Source organism: Amycolatopsis sp. (genome assembly GCF_025464955.1).
GTDB lineage: Bacteria > Actinomycetota > Actinomycetes > Mycobacteriales > Pseudonocardiaceae > Amycolatopsis.
The window spans coordinates 1-22,596 of sequence record NZ_JAODNM010000076.1 but is presented as its reverse complement, the minus strand read 5'-3'; the positions used below and the strand labels follow the sequence as shown (position 1 = coordinate 22,596).

19 protein-coding genes are annotated in these 22,596 nt (G+C 67.6%); 10 read left to right on the top strand and 9 right to left on the bottom strand.

Going from position 1 to position 22,596, the window contains the following annotated elements; all coding sequences use genetic code 11:
- Positions 1–28: 28 nt before the first annotated feature.
- Positions 29–1,453: a cytochrome P450 gene (locus JWQ81_RS17070; RefSeq protein WP_297542594.1), complete on the top strand. Its 1,425-nt coding sequence runs from the start codon at positions 29–31 to the stop codon at positions 1,451–1,453.
- Here the strand turns inward: JWQ81_RS17070 and JWQ81_RS17065 are convergent.
- Positions 1,422–2,846, bottom strand: coding sequence for a HAMP domain-containing sensor histidine kinase (locus JWQ81_RS17065; protein WP_297542593.1), 1,425 nt, complete (start codon positions 2,844–2,846; stop codon positions 1,422–1,424). The two genes, JWQ81_RS17070 and JWQ81_RS17065, sit on opposite strands and share 32 nt — an antisense overlap.
- On the bottom strand, positions 2,843–3,544 hold the full coding sequence (locus JWQ81_RS17060) for a response regulator transcription factor (RefSeq protein ID WP_297542591.1): 702 nt from the start codon (positions 3,542–3,544) through the stop codon (positions 2,843–2,845). Before JWQ81_RS17060 ends, JWQ81_RS17065 begins: the two co-directional genes overlap by 4 nt.
- A 132-nt stretch (positions 3,545–3,676) precedes the next feature.
- Between JWQ81_RS17060 and alr the strand changes: the two genes are divergently transcribed.
- Positions 3,677–4,825, top strand: a complete 1,149-nt coding sequence (gene alr, locus JWQ81_RS17055) for an alanine racemase (protein WP_297542589.1) — start codon at positions 3,677–3,679, stop codon at positions 4,823–4,825.
- 38 nt (positions 4,826–4,863) lie between these two features.
- Here alr and JWQ81_RS17050 read toward each other — a convergent pair whose 3' ends face one another.
- The gene (locus JWQ81_RS17050; RefSeq protein WP_297542586.1) at positions 4,864–5,265 is read right to left on the bottom strand and encodes a pyridoxamine 5'-phosphate oxidase family protein; all 402 of its coding nucleotides are present in this window, start codon (positions 5,263–5,265) and stop codon (positions 4,864–4,866) included.
- Between the two features lie 104 nt (positions 5,266–5,369).
- Between JWQ81_RS17050 and JWQ81_RS17045 the strand changes: the two genes are divergently transcribed.
- The 5 genes from JWQ81_RS17045 (at position 5,370) to JWQ81_RS17025 (ending at position 12,094) form a co-directional block, all read left to right on the top strand.
- Positions 5,370–6,608 carry an ROK family transcriptional regulator gene (locus JWQ81_RS17045; protein WP_297542584.1) on the top strand — a complete coding sequence of 413 codons (1,239 nt, stop codon included), beginning with the start codon at positions 5,370–5,372 and terminating at the stop codon, positions 6,606–6,608.
- 67 nt (positions 6,609–6,675) lie between these two features.
- Complete coding sequence (locus JWQ81_RS17040; RefSeq protein ID WP_297542583.1) at positions 6,676–8,007, top strand: ABC transporter substrate-binding protein; 1,332 nt, start codon at positions 6,676–6,678, stop codon at positions 8,005–8,007.
- A 16-nt stretch (positions 8,008–8,023) separates the two neighbouring features.
- A complete protein-coding gene (locus JWQ81_RS17035; RefSeq protein WP_297542581.1) occupies positions 8,024–8,971 on the top strand; it encodes a carbohydrate ABC transporter permease in 948 nt (315 codons plus the stop codon).
- Positions 8,968–9,891 (top strand): carbohydrate ABC transporter permease, encoded by a 924-nt coding sequence (locus tag JWQ81_RS17030; protein WP_297542579.1) that lies wholly within the window; start codon positions 8,968–8,970, stop codon positions 9,889–9,891. The genes JWQ81_RS17035 and JWQ81_RS17030 overlap by 4 nt, the downstream gene beginning before the upstream one ends.
- An 85-nt stretch (positions 9,892–9,976) precedes the next feature.
- On the top strand, positions 9,977–12,094 hold the full coding sequence (locus tag JWQ81_RS17025; RefSeq protein ID WP_297542577.1) for an alpha-galactosidase: 2,118 nt from the start codon (positions 9,977–9,979) through the stop codon (positions 12,092–12,094).
- A gap of 444 nt (positions 12,095–12,538) precedes the next feature.
- Here JWQ81_RS17025 and JWQ81_RS17020 read toward each other — a convergent pair whose 3' ends face one another.
- Entirely contained in the window at positions 12,539–13,342 is an 804-nt protein-coding gene (locus tag JWQ81_RS17020; protein ID WP_297542575.1) for an enoyl-CoA hydratase/isomerase family protein, read from the bottom strand.
- Positions 13,343–13,344: 2 nt separating this feature from the next.
- Positions 13,345–14,241: a PaaX family transcriptional regulator C-terminal domain-containing protein gene (locus JWQ81_RS17015; protein WP_297542573.1), complete on the bottom strand. Its 897-nt coding sequence runs from the start codon at positions 14,239–14,241 to the stop codon at positions 13,345–13,347.
- Positions 14,242–14,369: 128 nt separating this feature from the next.
- On the opposite strand from JWQ81_RS17015, the gene JWQ81_RS17010 reads away from it, so the two are divergent.
- Both JWQ81_RS17010 and JWQ81_RS17005 read left to right on the top strand, forming a co-directional pair.
- A complete protein-coding gene (locus JWQ81_RS17010) occupies positions 14,370–16,007 on the top strand; it encodes an ABC-F family ATP-binding cassette domain-containing protein (protein ID WP_297542571.1) in 1,638 nt (545 codons plus the stop codon).
- Between the two features lie 51 nt (positions 16,008–16,058).
- Positions 16,059–16,832: a class I SAM-dependent methyltransferase gene (locus JWQ81_RS17005; RefSeq protein ID WP_297542569.1), complete on the top strand. Its 774-nt coding sequence runs from the start codon at positions 16,059–16,061 to the stop codon at positions 16,830–16,832.
- A gap of 112 nt (positions 16,833–16,944) precedes the next feature.
- Here JWQ81_RS17005 and JWQ81_RS17000 read toward each other — a convergent pair whose 3' ends face one another.
- The 4 genes from JWQ81_RS17000 to JWQ81_RS16985 all read right to left on the bottom strand — a co-directional run bounded on the left by JWQ81_RS17000 (position 16,945) and on the right by JWQ81_RS16985 (position 21,439).
- Complete coding sequence (locus tag JWQ81_RS17000) at positions 16,945–17,655, bottom strand: chitinase (protein WP_297542567.1); 711 nt, start codon at positions 17,653–17,655, stop codon at positions 16,945–16,947.
- Between the two features lie 70 nt (positions 17,656–17,725).
- Positions 17,726–18,691, bottom strand: coding sequence for a chitinase (locus JWQ81_RS16995; RefSeq protein WP_297542565.1), 966 nt, complete (start codon positions 18,689–18,691; stop codon positions 17,726–17,728).
- Positions 18,688–19,638 carry a glycosyl hydrolase family 18 protein gene (locus JWQ81_RS16990; RefSeq protein WP_297542563.1) on the bottom strand — a complete coding sequence of 317 codons (951 nt, stop codon included), beginning with the start codon at positions 19,636–19,638 and terminating at the stop codon, positions 18,688–18,690. The genes JWQ81_RS16995 and JWQ81_RS16990 overlap by 4 nt, the downstream gene beginning before the upstream one ends.
- A gap of 55 nt (positions 19,639–19,693) precedes the next feature.
- A complete protein-coding gene (locus tag JWQ81_RS16985; RefSeq protein WP_297542561.1) occupies positions 19,694–21,439 on the bottom strand; it encodes a coagulation factor 5/8 type domain-containing protein in 1,746 nt (581 codons plus the stop codon).
- A 772-nt stretch (positions 21,440–22,211) separates the two neighbouring features.
- On the opposite strand from JWQ81_RS16985, the gene JWQ81_RS16980 reads away from it, so the two are divergent.
- Positions 22,212–22,596: cellulase family glycosylhydrolase (locus tag JWQ81_RS16980; RefSeq protein WP_297542559.1), on the top strand; the 385-nt coding region annotated here is incomplete at its 3' end.

The window sequence follows — 22,596 nt, the reverse complement described above, 5'->3', positions numbered from 1 at the left end:
TGGGTTTTGATCGCACTGGGGAGGGTTCATGGACACCACAGGTATTCCGCATCCGCCGCGCCGGGTGCCGTTCCTCGGCGACGTCTTCGGGGTGAACCCGCGGACGCCGGTGCAGGACACCGTCCGGCTGGGCCGCGCGTTGGGACCGGTCTTCACCCGGAAGGTCTTCGGCACCGAGATCGTGTTCGTCTCCGATCCCGCACTGGTCGCCGAGCTCAACGACGAGACGAAGTTCGGCAAGCACGTCGCGCTCGGCGTGGCGAACCTGCGCGCCATCGCCGGAGACGGGCTGTTCACCGCCCACGACTACGAGCCGAACTGGCAGCTCGCGCATGACATCCTGCAGCCCGCGTTCACCCTGGAGGCGATGCGCGGCTACCACTCGATCATGGTCGAGGTGGCCGCCGAGCTGACGCGGTCCTGGGACGCCGCGGTGGAGGGTGGCGACGCGGTGGATGTCGCCGCGGACATGACGAAGCTGACGCTGGAAACCATCGGGCGCACCGGGTTCGGCTACCGGTTCGGTTCGTTCGAGCGCGAGCGGCCGCATCCCTTCGTGGTCGCGATGACCCGCGCGCTGCGGTATGCGCAGGTCCAGTCGGTGAAGCTGCCGTTCGTTCGCCGGCTGATCGGCGGCACGGCCGCGGCCAACAAGGCCGACATCGCGACGATGAACGAGCTCGTCGACGAGGTGATCAGTGCCCGACGGCCCGGCGAGGGCGAAGACCTGCTGGCGCGCATGCTGGCCGGCCCGCATCCGGTCACCGGGCAGCGGCTCGACCCGGTCAACATCCGCAACCAGGTGATCACCTTCATTGTGGCCGGCCACGAAACGACGTCCGGTGCGCTCTCGTTCGCGCTCTACTACCTGACCCGCAATCCCGACGCGTTGGCCAAGGCGCGGGCAGAGGTCGACGCGATGTGGGGCGGACAGCGCGATCCGGAGCCGACGTTCGCCGAGGTGACGAAGCTGCGGTACGTCCGCCGTGTCCTCGATGAGGCCTTGCGGTTGTGGCCGACAGCTCCCGGTTATCTCCGGGGAGCGCGTGAAGACGTTGTGCTCGGCGGGCGGTATCCGATGCGTGCCGGCGACCAAGCCTTGGTGATGCTTCCCTTGCTGCACCGCGATCCCGGGGTGTGGGGTCCGGATCCCGATGCCTTCGATCCGGATCGTTTCGGTCCAGGAGAAGCAAAGAAGCGACCCGCGCACGCATACAAGCCATTCGGGACCGGAGAGCGCGCGTGCATCGGGCGCCAGTTCGCCATCCACGAGGCCGTGCTGGCGCTGGGTCTCGTTCTGTACCGCTACGAGTTCGTCCCCGAGCCGGACTACGAGCTGCGCATCGCCGAGTCGTTGACGCTGAAGACCGACGGGTTCCGGCTCGGTTTGCGCCCGCGTGCCGAACGGGCCGCGGAGTTCGTCAGCGAATCTGCCCACCGCGGGGGAGCGTGAGCACAAAGGACGCGCCGTCCTCGCCGACAGCGAGGGTTCCGCGGTGCAGCAAGGCGTTCTCGTAAGCGATCGCCAGGCCGAGGCCACTGCCTTCGGTTTCCCGGCGTGCCTGGTCGCCACGGACGAACCGGTCGAACACGATCGGGCGCAGCGCCGGTGGCACACCCGGTCCCGAGTCGGTGACCCGGACGATGACGAACCGGCGCGCGGTGCCATCGATCGCCACGGTGACCGGCGCGGCCCCGTGTGTCACCGCGTTGGTCAGCAGGTTCCGGACGATCGTGTGCAACCGCCGCGGGTCACCGGAGACCGATGTTTCCCCGCTCGCCTCGACACGGGTCTCGGCATCGGGCGCGCTGAGTCCGATGGCGTCGGAGACCAGCGCCTCGAGATCGACGCGTTCCGCGCGGAAGTCGACGGCGCCCGCGTCGAAGCGTGACATTTCGAGCAGGTCTTCGACCAGTCTGGCCAACCGTCTCGCCTGCACACTCAGAAGCGCACCGGCCCGCGTACGCACGGCGGGGTCGACGTTGTCGAGACTTTCGGTCGCGGCAAGCATCGACGCCAGTGGTGTCCGCAGGTCGTGCGCCACGTCGGCGACGAACCGGCGCTGCTGCTTGTCTTTCGCTTGCAGCTCCTCGATCGACGTGCCGAGCCGCTGCGCCATGCGGTTGAACGAGCCGGCCAGGTCGGCGATCTCGTCCTTGCCCTGCACCGGAAGCCGGGTGCCGAGCGCACCGTCTCCGAAGCTCCGCGCGGCCGCGGCGACGGCGCGCACCGGCTTCTGGATGCGCTTGCCCGCCACCATCCCGGCGAGCGCGCCGAACAACGCGACCACCCCGGCGATCCCGGCGAGCTGCAGCTGCAGGGTGGTCAGCTCGTCGCGCAGCTTGCGCGTGTTGTAGAACTCGGCGAGCACCAGGCCCTGGTCGACCTCGCCGATGATGGTCAGCCGAGGCCCCACCCCGGTGGAGGAATCGAAGCTCACCCTGCCGCCGTCCAGGACCGATTGGACCTGCGCGACCGGGAGCTGGCCGGCGACGAAGACGCCGGCGCTGCCGGCCGTGGGCACGTAGTCCCCGCCGATGACCCGCGGTGGCGCCTGGTCCGCGGTGAAGTCCAGCACCGCCCACTCGACGCCGAGCCGCCCGCGCATGAAATCGGTGACCGCGAGCGTGTTGCTCCGCCGCCCGGTCAGCGGGATGTGGTTCCCCGCTTGGCTCCGGTCGGAGTCGAAGCCGGCCTCCGCTGCCGCCGAGAACCGGGCCAGGGTCGCGCTCTGTTCCAGCTGGTAGGCAGTGAATGCCACCGCGCCGGTGGCCAGCAGGGTCACCAGCACGACCGTCACCGCGATCCGGGCCCGCAGCCCGCGGAACGACGGCCACCGGCTCATGGTTTGACCAGCCGGTAGCCGAGCCCCCGTACGGTCCTGAGCAGGGTCGGGTTGCCCGGGTCTTCCTCGATCTTGGCCCTCAGCCGGGCCACGGCGGCGTCCACGATGCGCGAATCGCCGACGTACCCGTAGTCCCAGACCCGCTTGAGCAGCGCCTGCCGGCTCAGCACCTGCCCGGGATGGGCGGCGAACTCCAGCAGCAGCTTGAGCTCGGTCGAGGTCAGGTTGAGCTCCTCGCCGTCGGAGGTGACGATCAGGGCCGCGCTGTCGATCACCAGGCCTCCGATGCGGATCGCGGCCGGGTCCGGCCCGCCATCGGGCGTCGAATCCGTTGCCGACCGGCGCAGGATCGTCTTCACCCTGGCATCGATGATCCGCGGTTCGGTCGGTTTGACGACATAGTCGTCCGCTCCGCCCTCGAGCCCGACGACTACGTCGACCGGGTCCCCGCGGGCGGTCAGCAGGATCAGCGGGATCATGCTCTTGACCCGGATCCGGCGGCAGACCTCGAACCCGTCGATGCCGGGCAGCATGACGTCGAGCAGCACCAGGTCGACCGTGGAGAGCTGCTTGAACAGCACGTCGAGGGCTTCTTCGCCGGTGATCGCGACGGTGATGTCGTGACCTAATCCGCGCAGCGCGAGCGAAAGAGCTTCGGCGAGCGACTCGTCGTCTTCCACCAGCAGCAGCCGGGCCATAGAACGTGACACCTTGTTTCCGGGAGACGACTTTCGATCACCGTATCCTGCCCGCGCTGGGTGATCCTGTTCGTGCGAAACCATCGACTGCTCGTGACAGTCCTGGCACACAGCATTCCTACCGTCGGGGTCATGAGCCCTTGTGTGACACAGGCGGGACCGGTGGCCGAGGTCACCGTGGACCTGGCGGCGATCGGCCGCAACACCGCGGTGATCGCCGGCGAGGCCGGAGTACCGGTGATGGCGGTCGTCACCGCGGACGGGTTCGGCCACGGGATGCTTCCGGTCGCGAAGGCGGCGTTGGACCACGGCGCCGGGTGGCTGGGTGTGGCCTTCGCGGCGGAGGCCCTCGAACTTCGCGCGGGCGGTATCACCGCACCGATCCTGAGCTGGCTGCATGGCCACGACCAGGACTTCTGCGGGTTGATCGAGGCCGACGTCGACATCTCCGCCGGGTCCGTCGAACACCTCGTCGGCATCGCGGCGTGCGCGTCGCAGCTCGGCGTGACCGCGAAGGTCCAGCTGAAGATCGACACGGGACTCGGCAGGGGCGGCTGCACGCCCGCGGAGTGGCCGTCGTTCGTACTGCTGGCCAGGCGCCTGGAGCGCGAGGGGCTGGTACTGATCCGCGGGATCTGGTCCGACCTGGTTGCCGACGACGCGGCCGAGCACGTCGCCCGGTTCGAGAGGGCGCTGGCCTACGCGGGCACCAGCGGGTTGCGGCCGCAGTGGTGCCATGTCGCGAACTCGGCGGCGGGGCTCGGTGTTCCGGCCTCGAGGTTCGACCTTGTCCGCGCTGGAATCGGGCTCTACGGAGTCGAGCCCGTCGAAGGCCGTGACGTCGGACTGCGCGGGGCGATGACGGTGACCGGACGCATTGTCGGTCTCAAGGAATCGCGACCGGGCGCGGAAGCGTGCCGAGACTTCCCCGCGACGTCGACACGCTCCCGCACCCGAGGGCTTGTCCCGCTCGGTTTCGCCCACGGGATCCCGAGAGCGGCCAGCCGGCGCGCCCAGGTGCAGATCGGCGGACGGCGTCACCGCACCGCGGACTGGATCATGATGGACCAGTTCGCGGTGGAGGCAGGCGCGCACGGCGTGGCGCTCGGCGACGAAGTCGTCCTGTTCGGACCTGGGGATCGCGGCGAGCCGACCGTTTCCGACTGGGCCCGCTGGGCAGGCACGGTGCCGCACGAGATCTTCGCCGGCATCGGCTCGCGGATCCCGCGACGCTACCTCAGCGACGTCGAAGCCGAACTCGTCTCCGCAGCCCGAGCCTGACTGGTGAATGTTCTATCTGCGGCGGTGAGTTGCGAGCGCTAGAAACCCCAGGTGCGGTCCGGGGTGATCCGGATGCCTTGGCTGTACATGGCGTCGAAGCTCTCGACGTCGTGCTCGATGCCCGGGTAGTGCGATTCGTACTTCTCCAGGTAGCCCGGGGTGGTTGACGGTTTGATGTCCGGCACCAGCTTCGCGCGTCCACTCAGGACGAGGACGTCGCCGCCGCCCGCCCCGGTGTTGAAGTTGACGGAGACCAGCGGGTTGGCCTCGATGTGCTTGACCTTCACCGCGGTCGGCTGGCTGAAGACGAGCAGGGTGTCGCCGTCGCCGACGAACCAGATCGGGCGTGGGGCCGGTCGCCCGGTCGAGGTGACCGTGGTCAGCCACGCGACCGGGTCGGTCAGGCGTCGGGGGAGCGTCTCATGCGGTTCGTAAGCCATGCCATCCAGGCTATCGGGTTCCGGAAAACGCGCGCGACAACGCTCTGACCTGCACAGAATTTAATTCCTTGACGCCGGAAAATAATTACACCTACGCTGTGGCCATGCGTCACCCAGGTCACAGTGTTGTCGCCGGGCCGCCCGTGGTCGGGCCGCCCATCGGCGGTCCGACGGGTGCGCTCGTGTTCACCACCGTGCTGACCGGGGGCCCGCTTTCCCGCGCCGACGTCGCCGAGTTGACCGGCCTGTCGGCCGCCGCGGTCACCAAGGCGATGCGCCCGCTGGCCGACGCCGGCTACCTCGTCGAAGAAGAACCCGCCGACCACGGATCGCGGCGCGTAGGCAGGCCGGCGACCCCGGTCCGGGTCTGCGCGGAACGCTGCTACTTCGTCGGGATCAAGGTCACCGGCGACGAGCTGATCGGGGTGGTCACCGATCTGCAGGCCACCATCTGCGCCGTTGTGCACCGCCCGCTGCCGTCCCACGACGTCGACGAAGTCGTGGCCGCGCTCGCCGAACTGGCCGGCGAACTGCTGGGGGAGTCGCGCGACTACCGGCGCCGGTTCGGCGGGCTTGGCGTCTCGGTCGGCGGCGACGTCGACCCGGAGACCGGCACCGTGCGGTACGCGCCGTTCCTAGGCTGGCGCCAAGTGCCGCTGGTGCGGCTCCTCGGCGTGGCCACCGGCCTGCACGTCCTGTTGGAGAACGACGTCCGCGCGCTGACCGTGGCCGAACAGTGGTTCGGCGCCGGGCTCGGCTCCCGGACCTTCGCCGTGGTCACCGTCGGCGTCGGCATCGGCTGCGCGCTGTTCGTCAACGGCGCGGTGGTTGCCGGCGCGCACGGGGTCGCCGGAGAGATCGGCCATTTCCCGGTCGACGCCTACGGGCCCTTGTGCCACTGCGGGAACCGCGGCTGCGTCGAGGCGATCGCCGGTAGCTCCGCGATCCTGGCCAAGGTCACCGCGATCACCGACGGGCGCGCGAGCGACATGGACGCCGCGATCGCTTTGGCACGAGGGGGTTCGCCCGAGGTCCGGGCGGTGTTCACGGTGGCCGGGCACGCGATCGGCATGGCACTGGCGGCGGTCGCCAACTTCATCGGCCCCGAGCTCGTGGTCATCTCCGGCGACGGACTGGAGGCCTACGACCTGTTCGAGGACCAGATCCGGACCACGTTTGCCGAGCAGGCGTTCGGCGCGGCAGGCGAATGCGACCTCATCATCCGCCCGCACACCTTCGACGACTGGGCGCGAGGCGCCGCCGCGGTCGCCATCCAACGTTTCATCGAGCCGGGCACGACCGCACCGGCCGCCCGGTTCCGAGCACCGCCCCTGTCCGTCTAGCCCCGCCGTCCGAAGAACCCCCGCAGTCCGAAGTAGCCCAGCCGTCCGAAGAACCAAGGAGCCAATGATGTCTCGATCCCTTCCGCGTTCGCCCATGCCGTGGCGAGTCGGCATGCCCGTGTCCGACCGCAGAACCGTGCTCAAAGGACTGCTCGGCGCGGCCGGGCTGGCCGCGGCCGGTCCGCTGATCGCGGCCTGCGGCGGCTCCAGTAGCTCGGGGGCGGGCTCCAGCACCGTGTCCGTCGGGTCCAGCGGCTCCGACGCCACGGCGAAGGCTGCCTACCAGGCCCTGTTCGACGGGTTCGCGAAGACCGGGTCGCTGAAGGTCAAGCCCAACATCGTCGACAACAACACCTTCCAGCAGACGATCAACAGCTACCTGCAGGGCACCCCGGACGACGTGTTCACCTGGTACGCGGGCTACCGGATGCAGGTGTTCGCGAAGAAGGGCCTGCTGCACCCGATCGACTCGATCTGGCCGGCCATCCAGGGCAACTTCAGCCCGGCCACCCGCGACATCTCGCTCGGTGAAGACGGCAAGCCGTACTTCGTGCCCCTGTACAACTACCCGACCGCGGTGTTCTACCGGAAGAGCGTGTTCGCGCAGCACGGCTACCAGGTGCCGGGCACCCTCGACGAGTTGGTCGCACTATCCGCCAAGATGCAGAAGGACGGCCTGATCCCGTTCTCCCACGGTATCGGCGGCGGCGACGGCTGGACGCTGCTCAACACCTTCGACTACCTCAACCTGCGCACCAACGGTTTCCAGTTCCATAAGGACCTGATGGCGGGCAAGACCTCCTGGACCGACCCGAAGGTCGCGACCGTGCTCGACGAGTGGTCCCGGCTGGTGCCGTTCTACCAGCCCGGCGGCGCCGGCCGGAAGTGGCAGGACGCCACCCAGTCCCTTGTGGACAAGAAGACCGCGATGGCCGTCACCGGGCTGTACGTCGCATCCTCGTTCAAGGGCGCGGACCTCGACGACCTCGACTTCTTCCCGTTCCCGGTGGTCAACCCGCAGTTCGGGCTGGACAGCGTCGAAGCCCCGACCGACGGCTTCCTGATGAGCAAGTCGCCGAAGAACCTCGACGGTGCGCTGAAGCTGATGCAGTTCATCGGCACCGCGGCCGCCGACGAGGCCTACCAGACCGGTGACCAGTCGAACCTGGCAGTGGTGACCACCGCCAGCACCGCCAAGTACGACACGTTGCAGCACAAGGCCGCGGACCTCATCGCCAAGGCCAAGAACACCTCGCAGTTCGGCGATCGGGACAGCGACCCCGGCTTCATGTCCGACGTCGTCGAGCCCGCGTTCGCGGACTTCGTCGCCAACACCGGGAAGGGCGCCTCGACGCTGCAGAGCATCGAATCGCAGAAGACCCGGTACTTCTCCGCCTGAGACAGGATCACCGAAGATGAGTGTCTCGACTAAAGTCGCCGCCCCGGTCTCGCGCCGCAGGCGGAAGGTCAAGCGCCTGACCAAACGTGACAAGGCCCTCCTCGGCCTGCTCGTGGGCATCCCGCTGCTGGTGCACGTCGCGCTGGTCTGGCTGCCCGCGCTCGGGTCGGTCGCGCTGTCGTTCACCAAATGGGATGGCATCGGCCTGGACACCATCCACTGGACCGGGTTTTACCAGTACATCCAGGCCTTCACCAACGACCCGTCGTTCTGGCCCGCGGTGGAGAACAACGTGCTCTGGCTGGTGTTCCTGCTGGCGCTGCCGACCCCGTTCGGGATCTTCCTGGCCTACCAATTGGACAAGAAGATCCGGTTCAGCCGCTTCTACCAGACCGCCATCTTCCTGCCGATGGTGATTTCGCTGGCGGTGGTCGGGTTCATCTGGCAGATCATCTACCAGCCGGACTACGGCCTGCTGAACAGCATGCTCGGGACCAACCACCCGGGCGGGACCTACATCGACTGGCTGGGCAACCCGAACCTGAACCTGCTGGCGGTGCTGGTCGCGGCGGGCTGGCGGCACACCGCGTACATCATGATCCTTTATTTGGCCGGGTTGAAGAGCTTCGACCCCACGCTGAAGGAGGCGGCGGCGATCGACGGTGCGAACGAGCGCCAGACGTTCTTCCGGATCACCTTCCCGTCCCTGCGGCCGGTGAACGTGATCATCCTGGTGGTGACCGTCCTCGAAGGACTGCGCGCTTTCGACCTGGTCTACGTCCTCGGTGGCAACACGGGCAGCAAGAAGGGCCTCGAGCTGCTGTCGATCCTGATCACCAACAACATCGTCGGCGAGTCCGGTCAGGTGGGTTACGGCTCGGCACTCGCCGTGATCCTCCTGATCGTCTCGCTCGTGGTGATCATTCCTTATCTCGTGCAGAACTTCCGCAAGGAGCAACGATGACCGCGCAAGCCCCGCCGAGGGCCGTCCGCACGGCCGTGTCACCCCCGGTCCGGCCGAACCGGCGCAAGGTCAAACCCGCTCGGATCGTGCTGCACGTCTTCCTGATGGGCACCGCGCTCGTCTGGCTGGTTCCGTTGCTGTGGGCGATCTACACCTCGCTCCGGCCGTATGACGAGACGGCTTCGCGCGGGTTCTTCACGTTGCCGGACAAGATCACCGGTGAGAACTACTCGACGGCGTGGAGTCAGGCGGAGCTGCCGCATTTCTTCATGAATTCTTTGCTGATCACGGTCCCGGCGGTGCTGCTGACGCTGCTGTTCTCCGCCGGGATCGCGTTCTTCGTGACGCGTTTCAGCTTCCGGTTCAACCTCGCGCTGCTGATGTTGTTCACCGCGGGCAACCTGCTGCCGCCGCAGGCGATCATCACCCCGCTCTACGAGCTCTATCTGAAGCTGCCGCTGCCCGAATGGATGAGCGACTCCGGGGTGTTCTACAACTCGGCCTGGGGCGTGATCGCGATCCACGTCGCGTTCCAGTGCGGGTTCTGTACGTTCGTGCTCAGCAACTACATGCGCACCATCCCGAACGAGATCACCGAAGCCGCGCTGGTGGACGGTGCCCCGGTGTGGCGGCAGTTCTTCCAGATCATCCTGCCGCTGTGCCGTCCCGCGTTCGCGGCCCTGGCGACGCTGGAGTCCATCTGGATCTACAACGACTTCTTCTGGGCACTCGTGCTGTTCCAGACCGGGGACAAGCGGCCGATCACCTCGGCCATCGCCAACCTGTCCGGCGAGTTCTTCACCAACCCGAACCTGGTCGCGGCGGGCTCGCTGATGACGGCGATCCCGACGCTGCTGATCTACTTCCTGCTCCAGAAGCAGTTCGTCAGTGGTCTGACGCTCGGTTCCAGCAAGGGGTGAGCGCCACTGTTTCCCCCCGTCCGCGGCGTCCCCGCGGACGGGGGTGTCCACGAGCTTTCTTTCATCCACAGACTTAGGGGAGTTCATGGCCGCAATCGACTGTGCCGCCGGTGGCCGCATGTGGTTGCTCCACACGGCATCGACGAGCTACGCGCTGGCGCTGACCGCGCAGGACGCGCCCAAGCACGTCCACTGGGGACCGCCGCTCACCCTCACCCAGGCGTTGAGCGTGGTCGGACCCGATCCCGAGCCGGCCAACAGTTTCGACGGTGCCGCGGACGGGCTCGAGGAGCTGGCCGTGGACGGCGGGCCGCGGTTCGGGCCGCCGTCGCTGCAGGTCCGGTTCGCCGACGGCACCCGGGCGTTCGAGTGGTTGTTCCTCGGTCACGAGATCGTCGAGGGTGAAGGGGAAGCGCTCCTGCGCCTGGACTTCCGGGATCGGCACTACCCGTTGCAGGTGAGTTTGTCGTACCGCGTGCTGGACGGCGTCGACGTCATCGAGCGCTGGACCACGGTGACGAACTCCGGTGACATCGATGTCGTCGAGCTGCTGCGGCTCGACTCGGCCGCGTGGGTGATCCCGCCGCGCACCGGGTACCGGCTCAGCGAGACGACCGGGTGGTGGTGCGCGGAAACGCAGGCCCGGCGCGGGGAAATCGCCCGCGGCGAGACGGTGTTGACCAGCCGGCGCGGGATCACCGGCCACCATGCCAACCCGTCGTTGATGATCGACGCCGGTGACGCGGGAGAAGAGCAGGGCGAGGTGTGGAGCGCCGCGCTCGCGTGGAGCGGCTCCTGGCGGATCACAACGGCTCGCACCTCCGACGACAGGGTGAGCGTGACCGGCGGCTTCGGTCACGATGGTGTCAGCTGGCGGCTGCAGCCGGGGGAAACCCTGGCCACACCGAAGTTTCTCGGGCTTTACCACGCGAGCGGGTTCGGCGGGTCCAGCCGCGCTTGGCACGATTATGCCGTCAAGCATGTCCTGCCGCACAACGACGAGATCCGTCCCGTGCTCTACAACTCCTGGGAAGCCACGGCTTTCACCGTCAACGACCAGCAGCAGCGGGCGCTCGCGGTGCACGCCGCGGACCTCGGCGTCGAAATGTTCGTGATGGACGACGGCTGGTTCGGCCGGCGCACCAACGACGACGCGGGGCTCGGTGACTGGCAGGTCAACCGCGAGCGCTTCCCCGAGGGTCTCAAGCCCCTGGTCGACCAGGTGCACCGGCTGGGCATGCGGTTCGGCCTCTGGGTCGAGCCCGAGATGGTGAACCCCGACAGCGACCTCTACCGCGAACACCCCGACTGGATCCTGCACTACGCGAACCGGCAGCGCACCGAGCTGCGGAACCAGCTGGTGCTGAACTTCGCCCGGGCCGAAGTCGCCGACTGGGCGCTGCAGTGGCTGCGCGAGCTCGTCGGCGAGCACGGTATCGACTTCCTCAAGTGGGACATGAACCGCGCGTTCAGCGAAGCGGGCTGGCCGTCGAACACCGGCGATCCGGACCGGCTGTGGATCGAGCACACCCGCGCGGTCTACCGGATCATGGACACACTGCGTGCCGAATACCCCGGCCTGCGGATCGAGGCCTGCGGCGGGGGAGGCGGGCGGATCGACTTCGGCGTCATGGCGCGGACCGACCAGATGTGGACGTCGGACAACACCGACGCCTACGACCGGCTCGAGATCCAGCACGGCTTCAGCCAGTTCTACCCGCCGCGCGCGATGGCGGCCTGGGTGACGGACAACCCGAACTTCCTGACCGGCCGCACGATCCCGCTGCCGTTCCGGTTCCACGTCGCGATGTGCGGGGCGCTCGGCATCGGCGGCGACATCGGGACGTGGGCGGGTGAGGACCTCGCCTACGCGCGTGAGCAGATCCAGCTGTACAAGGAGATCCGGGAGGTCGTGCAGTACGGCAGGCTGTACCGGTTGTCCCCGCCGGCGGCGGATCTGACCGCGCTGTCGTACCTCTCGCCCGACGGCGACCGCGCGGTGGTGTTCGGCTTCCGCACGGCCGGGCATTACGGACGGGCCGACGCGGCCGTTCGGCTTCCCGGACTCGACCCGGCGGCCCAGTACGTCGACGAGGATTCCGGCGTTTCACACCACGGTGCCGTCCTGCTCTCCCACGGGCTGACACTCGACCTGCCCGCCGGGGACTACGCGAGCGCCGTCGTCCGCTTGCGTCGCGTCTGAGGCTCCCTCGGTGCCACCCCAGTGGGTTCAACGCCAATGCCTGGAACTTAGGGGTGTCGGGTCGTTGGTCGGTTGAGGTGGTGGGTTCGGCTTTACTGCAGCAGGGACCGGGGCGAGTTAGGCACGCGCAAGGGGTCCGAGGGCCTGTCGCGTCATGTCGGGGTGACTGGCGGGGCTGATGTGGCAGGTGTGGCGTGACGTGTCGTGAAGGCCACCTTCATGGCGTAAGGCGTACTCAACTAGGCCTTCACGGCGTCTCTGCCTTGCCGAGAGTGCCTTCGGGAGTCCCAGCAGTCACATCGCCATCACCAGCACCACCTGCACGACGTGACTGGCCAGTGCGTCCGCTGTCAGCCGGGCTTCTGCGGACGAAACGCCCCCCGATACAAATGATTTGTATTAAACGTCCCCCGAGTCGCTCGCGCGCGGGCTCCAGCAGCGGGCTCAGCGGCCGGTGAACGTCGCTTTGCCGGGGCCGTCGGCGAGGAAGCTCTGGACGGCGCCCCGGAGGTCCTCGGTCTCGAACAGCTCCGCGGCGATCGTCGTGATGTGCGCGTTGGCTTCCGGGACGCCGCCGTGCTGGAAATGGTCCAGCACCCGCTTGGTGGCCAGGTGCGCCTTCGTCGGCCCGGTCGCGATGTCGGTCGCGAAGGCTTCCGCGGCGTCGGCGAAACCGTCGTCCGGGAAGACCCGGTTGACGACGTTCCACCGTTCCAGGGTGGCCGCGTCGTAGGTGGCGCCGGTCATCACGAACTCCTTCGCGCGCCCGATTCCGGCGCGGGCGGCGAGCCGCTGCGTTCCGCCCATGGTCGGCGTCAGCCCGACGACACGCTCCACGAGCCCGAACTTGGCGCGCTGGGCGGCGAGGATGATGTCGCAGGCGACGGCCACCTCGAACGCCCAGGTCAGGCACAGGCCGTGCGCGGCGAACACGGTCGGGCAGTTCAACGCGGCGACCCGATCAGGGATCGTCAGCATCTGGTCGAACAGCCGCTTCGCGTCGGATACGTTCTCCTGCGCGGCAAACAGCGACACATCAACGCCGCCACTGACGATCTTGCCCTCGGCCCGGATGAGCACCGCGCGGGGAGTGACGGCCTCCAGTTCTTCGAGCGCCTCGCCCAGCTGCGTCTGCAGTTTCGCGGTGTACAGGTTCAGCGGCGGCGCGTCGATGGTCAGCACCGCCAGGCCGCTTGACGCGCGCTCGATGCGGACTTGCGAGGGCACGGGTGCGGTTTCCGTCGACATGCTTATCCAGACTCTTCGGTTTCGACCAGGTCGGCCCAATACCGTAAGGCTTCCGGGCGCCATTCGACATGCGTGCGGTGGAACAGCGCGGCGGCCTTGAACCCGCTCCAGTTGGCGGGCAGCAGCTCCGGCGGAAGCTGCGGGTCGAGGAACGGGAAGCGGCGCCATTCGTGGACGAGCCGGATCTGTGCCCGCAGTGTCGGCTCGCCCGGAGCCGGGTTCAGGCCGGTGAAGGTGTCGATGAAGTCCTCGTAGCGGTCTTTGAGCTCGCTGAGGTCCCAGGACCGGGCGACCATCGTCTCCTGCTCGCCGATCTCGCCGTACCGGGAGGTGAACGACATGGCCTGGGTGTCGAGGCCGAGCTCGTTGACGATCTTTTGCGCCTCGCCCTGGTGCGACACGTCCGGGCTGATCCACACCCCGGCGACCGGGGAGCCGAAACCGGCCCAGGTCAGCCGCGTCCGCAGCCGGTGGCGCAGGTCCCGCTTGGCTTCCGGGACCGACACGACGAGCATCAGCCAGCTGCCGTCCCACGACCGGGGCTCGTCACCGAAGGCGTAGATCCGCGCGGCGCCTTCGGTGAGCAGGCGGCGGCCGGGCGGGGTGAGCGACCAGCGGACCCGGCGGCCGACCCGTTCGGAGGTCACCCAGCCCTCGGCGGACGACCTGGCCAGCGCCTGCCGAGCCGACTTCTCCTCGACGTCGAGCATGCCGAGGACATCGACCAGGCTGGAGGTCCAGACCGGCTGATCCCTGGGCAGGACGAACTCGCCGACCACGGTCATCAGCAGGGACCGCGCACTGGCGTGGCTGACCTCCCGCCGCCTGCTCAGGGTGGGCCGCGGCGCCTGCTCGGCCGCCCGGCGGCCTAGCGTGCCCGGAGTGGCGGTTTCCGCCATAACCTTCACCGACCTCATCGCATACCTACAGCTGAACCTGGCATGAACCGGCACAGCCTAGCGAGCATGTCACCTTGGGTACGCGTGTCGGTGCCGGTGCGTCGTCACCCAGTAGACTTCGGTTCCTCATGAGCGCAACTCTCGTCGCCAAGGATCTCGCCGCCGGACATGGCGACCGCGTCCTGTTCTCCGGCCTGGACCTGGTCATCGCGCCAGGCGACGTCGTCGGCCTCGTCGGGGTCAACGGCGCGGGCAAGTCCACGTTGCTGCGGACCCTCGGCGGGCTCGCCGTGCCAGAAGCCGGGACAGTGCGGCTCAGCCCGCCCACGGCCACGGTTGGTCACCTGCCGCAGGAACCGGAACGGCGTCCCGGAGAGACGATCGCGGGGTTCCTGAACCGCCGGACCGGGGTCGCCGCCGCGCAGGCCGAGCTCGACGCCGCGACCGAAGACCTCGCCGCCGAAAAGGCAGGCGCGGACGACCGCTACGCCGACGCCTTCGACCGTTGGCTCGCCCTCGGCGGCGCGGACCTCGAGGATCGCGCTGAGGAGGTCATCGCCGAAATCGGCCTGACCGTCGGCCTCGACCAGTTGATGACCTCGCTGTCGGGCGGTCAGGCGGCTCGGGCGGGGATGGCTTCGCTGCTGCTCAGCCGGTACGACATCTTCCTGCTCGACGAGCCGACCAACGACCTCGACCTGGACGGCCTGGACCGCCTTGAGCGCTTCGTCACCGGCTTGCGCGCCGGCACTGTGCTGGTCAGCCACGACCGGGAGTTCCTGACGCGCACGGTGACCAGGGTCGTCGAGCTCGACCTGGCCCAGCAGCAGGTCAGGGCCTACGGCGGTGGGTACGCGGCCTATCTCGAGGAACGCGAGGTGGCCCGGCGGCACGCCCGTGAGGACTACGAGGAGTTCGCTGATACCAAGGCCACCCTCGAAGCCCGCGGGGCGATGCAGCGCGGCTGGATGGAGAAGGGCGTCAAGAACGCCCGGCGCAAGGCGCCCGACAACGACAAGATCGGCCGCAAGTTCCGCTCGGAAGCCACCGAGAAGCAGGCGTCGAAGGCCCGCCAGACCGATCGCATGATCGAGCGGCTGGACGTCGTCGAGGAGCCCCGCAAGGAATGGGAGCTGCGGATGGAGATCGCCGCCGCGCCCAGGGCCGGCGCGGTCGTCTCGGTGCTCCGCGGGGCGACGGTCGAGCGCGGCGGGTTCACTCTTGGCCCGGTCGACGTCCAGATCGACTGGGCGGACAAGGTGGCCATCACGGGCGCCAACGGGGCCGGGAAGTCGACCCTGCTCGGCGCCATGCTCGGCCGGATCCCGTTGACCGCCGGGGAGTCCACGCTCGGCTCCGGCGTCGTCGTCGGCGAGGTCGACCAGGCTCGGAAGCTGTTCCTCGGCGACCTCCCGCTGGTGGAGGCGTTCGCCGCCGAGGTGCCGGAGTTCGCCGATGCCGAGCTGCGCACCCTGCTGGCCAAATTCGGCCTCAAGGCCGCCCATGTGACGCGTTCGGCACAGACGTTGTCGCCGGGCGAGCGGACCCGGGCCGCGCTGGCGTTATTGCAGGCCAGGGGCGTGAACCTGCTGGTTCTCGACGAACCGACGAACCACCTGGACCTGCCCGCGATCGAGCAGCTGGAGGCTGCGCTCGCGACCTATCCGGGCACGTTGTTGCTGGTCACGCACGACCGGCGGATGCTCGACGCGGTCGCCACCACTCGGCACCTCGAAGTCGTCGACGGCAAGGTCATCGACCGCTAAAGAGGCCTCAATTCCATTGCGGGTCCTGGTCGGTACTGGGAATCTCGGAAGATGACCAAGCTGAAGACGTTCGAGGACCTCCTGGCCGAAGGCGACGCGGTGCCCGTCGACGGCTGGGACTTCTCCTGGTTCGACGGCCGCGCCACCGAGGAACGCCCGTCGTGGGGCTACTCAAGGCTCCTCGCCGAGCGTATGGGCGTCGCCACGGCAGCGCTCGACCTGCAGACCGGCGGCGGTGAGGTGCTTTCCGGCATCCCCAAGCCGCCGAAGACGCTCTTCGCGACCGAGGGCTGGCTCCCCAACCTCGCGATCGCGGAACGCGCGCTCAAGCCGCTCGGCGGTTCGGTCGTGCAGGTGGCCAACGAAGCGGACCTGCCGTTCGACGACGACACGTTCGACCTGGTCACCAGCAGGCATCCGACGTATATCCACTGGGACGAGATCGCGCGCGTCCTGCGGATCGGTGGTACTTACCTGTCGCAGGGCATCGGCGCCGGCACCAACCGCGAGCTCTACGAGGCGATCGTCGGACCGACCCCCGACGACGACTCGCGAAGCCCGCGACGCGCGGCCGCGGCAGCCGAAGCCGCCGGACTCACCGTGGTGGACCTGCGTTCGGAGGCGCTGAGTGTCGAGTTCTTCGACATCGGCGCCGTCGTCCACTTCCTGCGCAAGGTCCTCTGGACCGTGCCCGGGTTCACCATCGAGCGCTACCGCCCGCAGCTGGAGCGGCTCCATCACCGGATCGAAGTCGAAGGCTCGTTCGTCTGCCACTCGCAGCGATACCTGATCGACGCCCGCAAACGGGAGATCACGCAACACTGACCTGGGGAAGGCGAGCGCAAAAGCCTTGGCTGCTGGGCTCAACCGTTTCGTACCGGGGGACCCCTGGTACGAATGATCCGTACCAGGGGTCCCTCGAAGCCGTGCACAGCGGTCAGCAGGACAGGTTGCCACCCGGGTCGACGCCCAAGACGCCGGCGAACTGCGTGTAGAGGTTGATCCGGTCCTGCATCTCGTCGGGGTTGTTGCCGTTGCACTCCAGGCCGCCGTTGATGGCCCGGATCGTCGCACCGAAACCGGCGCCGTTGACCATGGCGTCGTGCGAGGTGGTGCCACCGGCGCCGGTTCCGGTGAACCAGTACCAGAGCCCGGTCTGCCACGCGACCGCCGGGTCCTGCTCGACCTGCCACGGGTTGTCGAGCAGGTCGATGCCCAGTGCGTCACCGGCCGCTTTGTAGTTGAAGTTCCAACTCAACTGGAGTGGACCGCGACCGTAGTAGGCCGCCTGCCCGGCCGGACACCCGTAGGACTGGCCCCAGTCGCAGTAGGTCGGGTAGTTGGCGGTGTTCTGCTCGACGATGTACACGAGGCCGGCGGTTTCATGGCTGACGTTGGCCAAGAACGCGGCCGCCTCCTGCCGCTGCGTGGTGTCACTGCCGGTGCTAGCGAACCCCGGGTAGGAGTTCATGGCGTTGAGCAGGCCGTCGTAGGTGTAGAAGCCGTTCCGGCTGGGGAACATCTGGTTGAACTGGTCTTGGCTGACGAACGAAGCCGGCGCGGCGTGGGCCGCGGCCGACGTCGCGGTGAGCATTCCCGCGGCTGTCGCCGCACCGACAAGAAAAGCCATCATACGTCTGATAAGCATGGCAGTGCTCCTTCCACAATGGACACACGACCGGTGTGGGACCGAGCCCGGTCCCACACCGGCACTCCGATCAGAAGCCGGCGAACGAGTCGGTGAAGGCCAGCTGGTTCTGGTTCACACCGCTGCAAGTCGGCGACGCGTGTGGCGCGAAGCCGGAACACGGCTGGTCACGGTTGGCGGACCAGAAGGACAGCCGGCCGATACCGTTGGCAGAGGCCCAGTTCTTCACGGTGGCGGCGTTGTCGAGGGTGAACGTCGAGTTGTCGTCGTTGACACCGATCATCGGGGTGATGCCGACATTGCCGTAGCTGTAACCGGAGTCGACGGACTGCATCTGGGACAGCGTGGCCTGTGCCGCACTGATGGCGGCTTGGCCCATGTCCTGCGTGCCGCCGCCGTAGTCCATGGCCATGACGTTGACGTTGTCGATCTTGACTCCGGCGGACTTCGCCGCCGCGACGACGTTGACGCCGTCCTGGGTCAGTCCGCTCGGCAGCACCGGCAGCGTGACCGAGAATGTCAGGCCCGGATTGCTTGCCTCGAGGTCCTTCATCGCGGTCATCTGCCGGGCGGTCGCGGCGGTATCGGCGATGGCGGCACCCTCGATGTCGAAGTCGAGTGAGTTCACCCCGTAGGAGCTGATGATCTTCTGGTAGCCGGCCTCGATCGCACTCTGGTCCGTGCACGTCCACGCGAGGGGTTCACCGCCCGCGCCACCCGAGGAGATGATCACCGAGGCCCCCTCGGACTTGGCCTTGCCGATCGCGGCATCGGTGCCCGGGTCGGACCCCACCGGCAGGGTGGACCCCCAAATCGCGTTGCACCCGGCGCCGATGACAAACGCGGCGGTGAACGTCTTGACGCCGTGCTGGGTGATCGCGGTGTCCAGCAACGACTCCGTCGAGTTGGACATGTCGGTGTACGGGGCGAAACCGCCGCCACCGGCCGCGTTCGCCGGGGTGGCGGCCAGCGCGAACGCGGCGGCCGTGACGGCGGTCAGCGCCACACCCATCGTGGAGCGGAACTTGGCGCTCATGCGGCACCTCCGGCGATCTGGTTGAAGATCCTGGAGTAGGCGTAGCCCGTGGCCTTGTCGTAGCTGGCTACTTCCCAGAAGGCGAGGAGCTGCACGCCGTTGGACGCGGCGAAGTTCTCCAGGGTGGTCGCGTCGTCCTGGCTGAAGGTCTCGTTGTCGTCGTTCTTCCCGGCGATCGGTGTGATGCCCAGCTTGCCGTACGCCTGCGCGCCGGAGATGCCGTAGAGCCCGGCGAGCTGGTCGCTCGTCGCCTTCGAGCCCGAGAGCGCGTCGTTGAGGGCGTTCTCACCGTCACCGAAGTCCATGGCCATGATGTCGACCGCGCTGACGTTCACCCCTTGCGACTGGGCGTCCTGCAGAACCCCCATCTCCTCGGCGGGTAGGCCGTTCGGGGCCACCGCCAGGGTGTAGTCCACCTGCACGGCGGGGTTCTGTTGCTGCAACGCGGCCAGCGCCTGGTTGCGCCGCTGGTTGGCCGCGGAGTCGTCCAGGGTGCTTCCCTCGATGTCGAAGTCCAGCCGGTTCACCCCGTAGGTGTTGACGATGTTCGCGTAGGCGGCCGTAAGGTCCGGCACCGAGGTGCAGGTCTGGGCCAGCTCACCGCCGGCGGCCCCACCGAAGGAGATGATCACGTCGCCGCCGGCCGACTGGAGGTCTTTGATCTGCTGGGAGAAGGACCCGATCGGAGCGTTTCCGGCCTCCCACTGGGCGGTACATCCGTTCTGGGGAATCAGGAATGCCAGCGTGTAGAAGTTGGTGCCGGTGGCCTGCATGTCCTCGGCCATGAGGCCGGCGGTCGAGTCGCTGAGTTCCAGATAGGGCGCCGCGAAGTGTGCCGGTAGGGCGGCGGGCGCCGCGTTCGCCGCGGGCGCGAGGCCGAGCACCGCTGAGCCGGTGACGAGCGCGACAGCGCCCGCGAGCAGTGGTGTGGTTCGGGGGTGTGGCATCAGTTCTCCAGTGGGGAAGGGGGAGGGGGAGTGAATGTGCTTACTGCAGTGCTGCTTACGGGTAATTGGACAGGTCGGCGACGGTGTTGCCGGAATTCACCGAGCCGCCGGTGTCGTTGATGATGTTGGTGATCGTCCCGGTGCCGCCCAGCGAAACCGTGACCAGACCGTGGAGACTCACGCCCGGTGTGTTCGGGACTTCGAACGCACGATCGGCCACAACGCTGGGATTGGTACTGAAGTAGCAGTAACTGCCGAGGCCCCAGGCCTGGTGGTTCGTGACAGTGTCGGCGACTTTGTAGGCGGCGTATCCGTTCCCGCCACCGCGCCAGGTGCCCTGATCCGGGACGTCGTAGGGCATCTCGTTCTGGAAAAAGTACGTGCGGCCGTCGTTGCCGTTCCAGATCACCTGGTACTGCTGGAAATGCTCGACGGCCAGGCCGTACGCGGTGACGTTGTCGCCGTTGACGACCAGCCCGTTGTCAGCGGTGTTGTCGTTCCAACCGACGCCGTCACCGTGGTCGGCCCGCCAGATCCACGTGTCGTCGGTGATGACGTTGTTGCTGTTGATCACCGCTGCCTGGCTCACCTTGCCGACACCGGCGCCACCGACGCGGAAGAAGACGTCGGACAGCGTCGTCGGATCGCCACTGTGGTCGGCGCCTGAGCCGCTCGGGCCTACTTCCAGCAGGACCGGGGAGTTGGTCTGTCCGGCGTCGAGCAGCAACCCGGCGATCTCGACGCCGTTGACGTCGTCGACCTTCATCGCCGCGTTGCCGTTGTCCGGGGTGAGGGTGGCCAGTCCGAGGCCGAGGACAACCGTGTCGGGCCGGGTCACGTGGATCTCGCTGCTCAGGTGATAGACGCCCGGTGTGAACAGTAGATTCTTGCCCGATGCGAGGGCGCTGTTGATCGTGTCGGCGGTGTCGGCGGGCTTGGCGATGTAGAACTGGCTGATCGGCAGCGATTTCCCTGGAGCCGTGCCACTGCCCCAGGTCGTACCGGCGGTGTTCGTGCGCACGCTGGGCGCGAACACCTGGTAGTTGCCCGAGCCGTCGACGTAGAGGAACGGTTTCTCACGCACCACCGGTGTCTGGTCCACTGTGGTGTCGGGCGGGTTGGGGAAGGACTGCGCCGGCGCGTTCTGCGCGCCGACGAAGACCATGTTCCAGTTGGACCCGTCCCAACTGCCCCAAGAAGTGTTGCGGGACAGCCACTGTTGTTGTGAGCCCGAGCGCACCTGGCCGGTCACGTTCGAGTCGGCCAGGAACCCGCCGCTCGAATAGCCGCTGTCGGAGAGTTGGAGGTCGCCGTGGATGTCCACCCGCCGCATCGGCGACGACTGGGACACCGCCCAGGTGTCCGTGCCGCCGGACGGATTCACCGCGAAGTTTTCGGCGCCGCGCCAGAAATTGACGAGGGCGCCACCGTTCTGGTCCTGGACGTGCACACCACCGTTGATGGTGACATCGTCGGGGTTCAGCCCCAGGCCCAGTGCCTGGGTGTAGTAGCCGACATTCACGTCGTTGTTATATGTGCCGGGTTTGAACATCACGGCATAGCGGTCGCCGCCGAACTCGTTGCCCTGCTGCTGGTTGGAAATGCTGTCGAGCTGAGACTGGATGTCCGAAGAGGACATCGAGGGGTCGAAGATCTTCACGTTGGGGCCGAAATCGGGAGCGTCGCTCGGGCTTGCTGTGCGCGCGGACGCCGGCGGGCCGGCCTTGCTGGGCGGCGCGGCGACGGCGGCCTGGGTGACGAGTACGGTCAGAACCGATCCCAGCAGCGTTATCGTCAGCAACCGGGATTTCCGTTCAAATGTCCGCAATGGACATTCCTCCTCTGGTGTTGGCCCTGCCCAACGGAAGTCTGGGCTCAATTGAAGGCGAAGGCGGCCGAGGTCTGCCCAGGCAGGGTGTATCTGGACGACTCGCCGCCCCAGTTGGCTTGAACGTCGTCAACTGCCCCGTGCCGTCGTGCTCGACGGCGTAGTCGACCTGGCCGCTGCGCGAGTCTCCGTTGTGGACGGTGGCAGTTCGGTGCAGATTCCGCGATCGCCGTAGCAGTGTCAGGCCATGCCGCCGAACAGTGGATTGTGGCGGATCTCGCTGTCGTCTATCTCAGCGGCCGCGCGTTCGTTCTGTGGCGCGACGCAGTCGAAGTGCACGCTCTGGGTCGCAGGGTAAGCGTCACAGTCATGATCACCTCTCAGGTCGTGCTTTCGAACGCTCCTTCATGATCTTAAGAGGAGTATCCGAGGTCTAGACCAACAAGGCAAGGTTAAATTTAGACTTAGAGTAAGTATCGCGGGAGGCGCTTCCATGTAGTACCTTCCAATGTGGCGCGGGGAGCGGGTCGACTCCCCAGGGCCGTGGCCCGGCATCTGCCTGGTCTGGTGCGCACGCGTGCGGCCAAGCCCGCAACGCGGCTGGTTCGCAGGTGCGGGAGATGCGCTCAGGATCCGAAAGTACGGGCCGACCTCTGGGTAATCTGGAAGCGCTTCCAGAATTGGTGCCGGATTGTGCGCCCTGGTAGGACATCGACCTCCCCCCGCGATTCAGGAGGTAAGCAACATGCGACCCATCCCCGAACAACACCGTGCACGCCGACGGCGCATCGCGCTGGTTGCCGTCTTGACCATGGTCTTGGCTTCGATGGGCGTCACCAGCGCGGTGGCGGTACCCGCCCCCGGCGCGGTCGTCAGCCAGCACGGGAACCGCGCCGACGACGGCACGGACATCTGGAGTCAGCTGAAGGCGGGTTGGAACCTGGGTAACTCCTTCGACGCGACCCCGTGCGAGACCTGCTGGGGCAACCCGGCCACCACCAAGGCGATGATCGACCAGATCGCCACCAAGTTCAACTTCCTGCGCATCCCGGTGACCTGGTACCCGCACCTGACCACCGGGGCGCCGAGCTACACCATCGACCCGGCCTTCCTCGCCCGCCTCAAGCAGG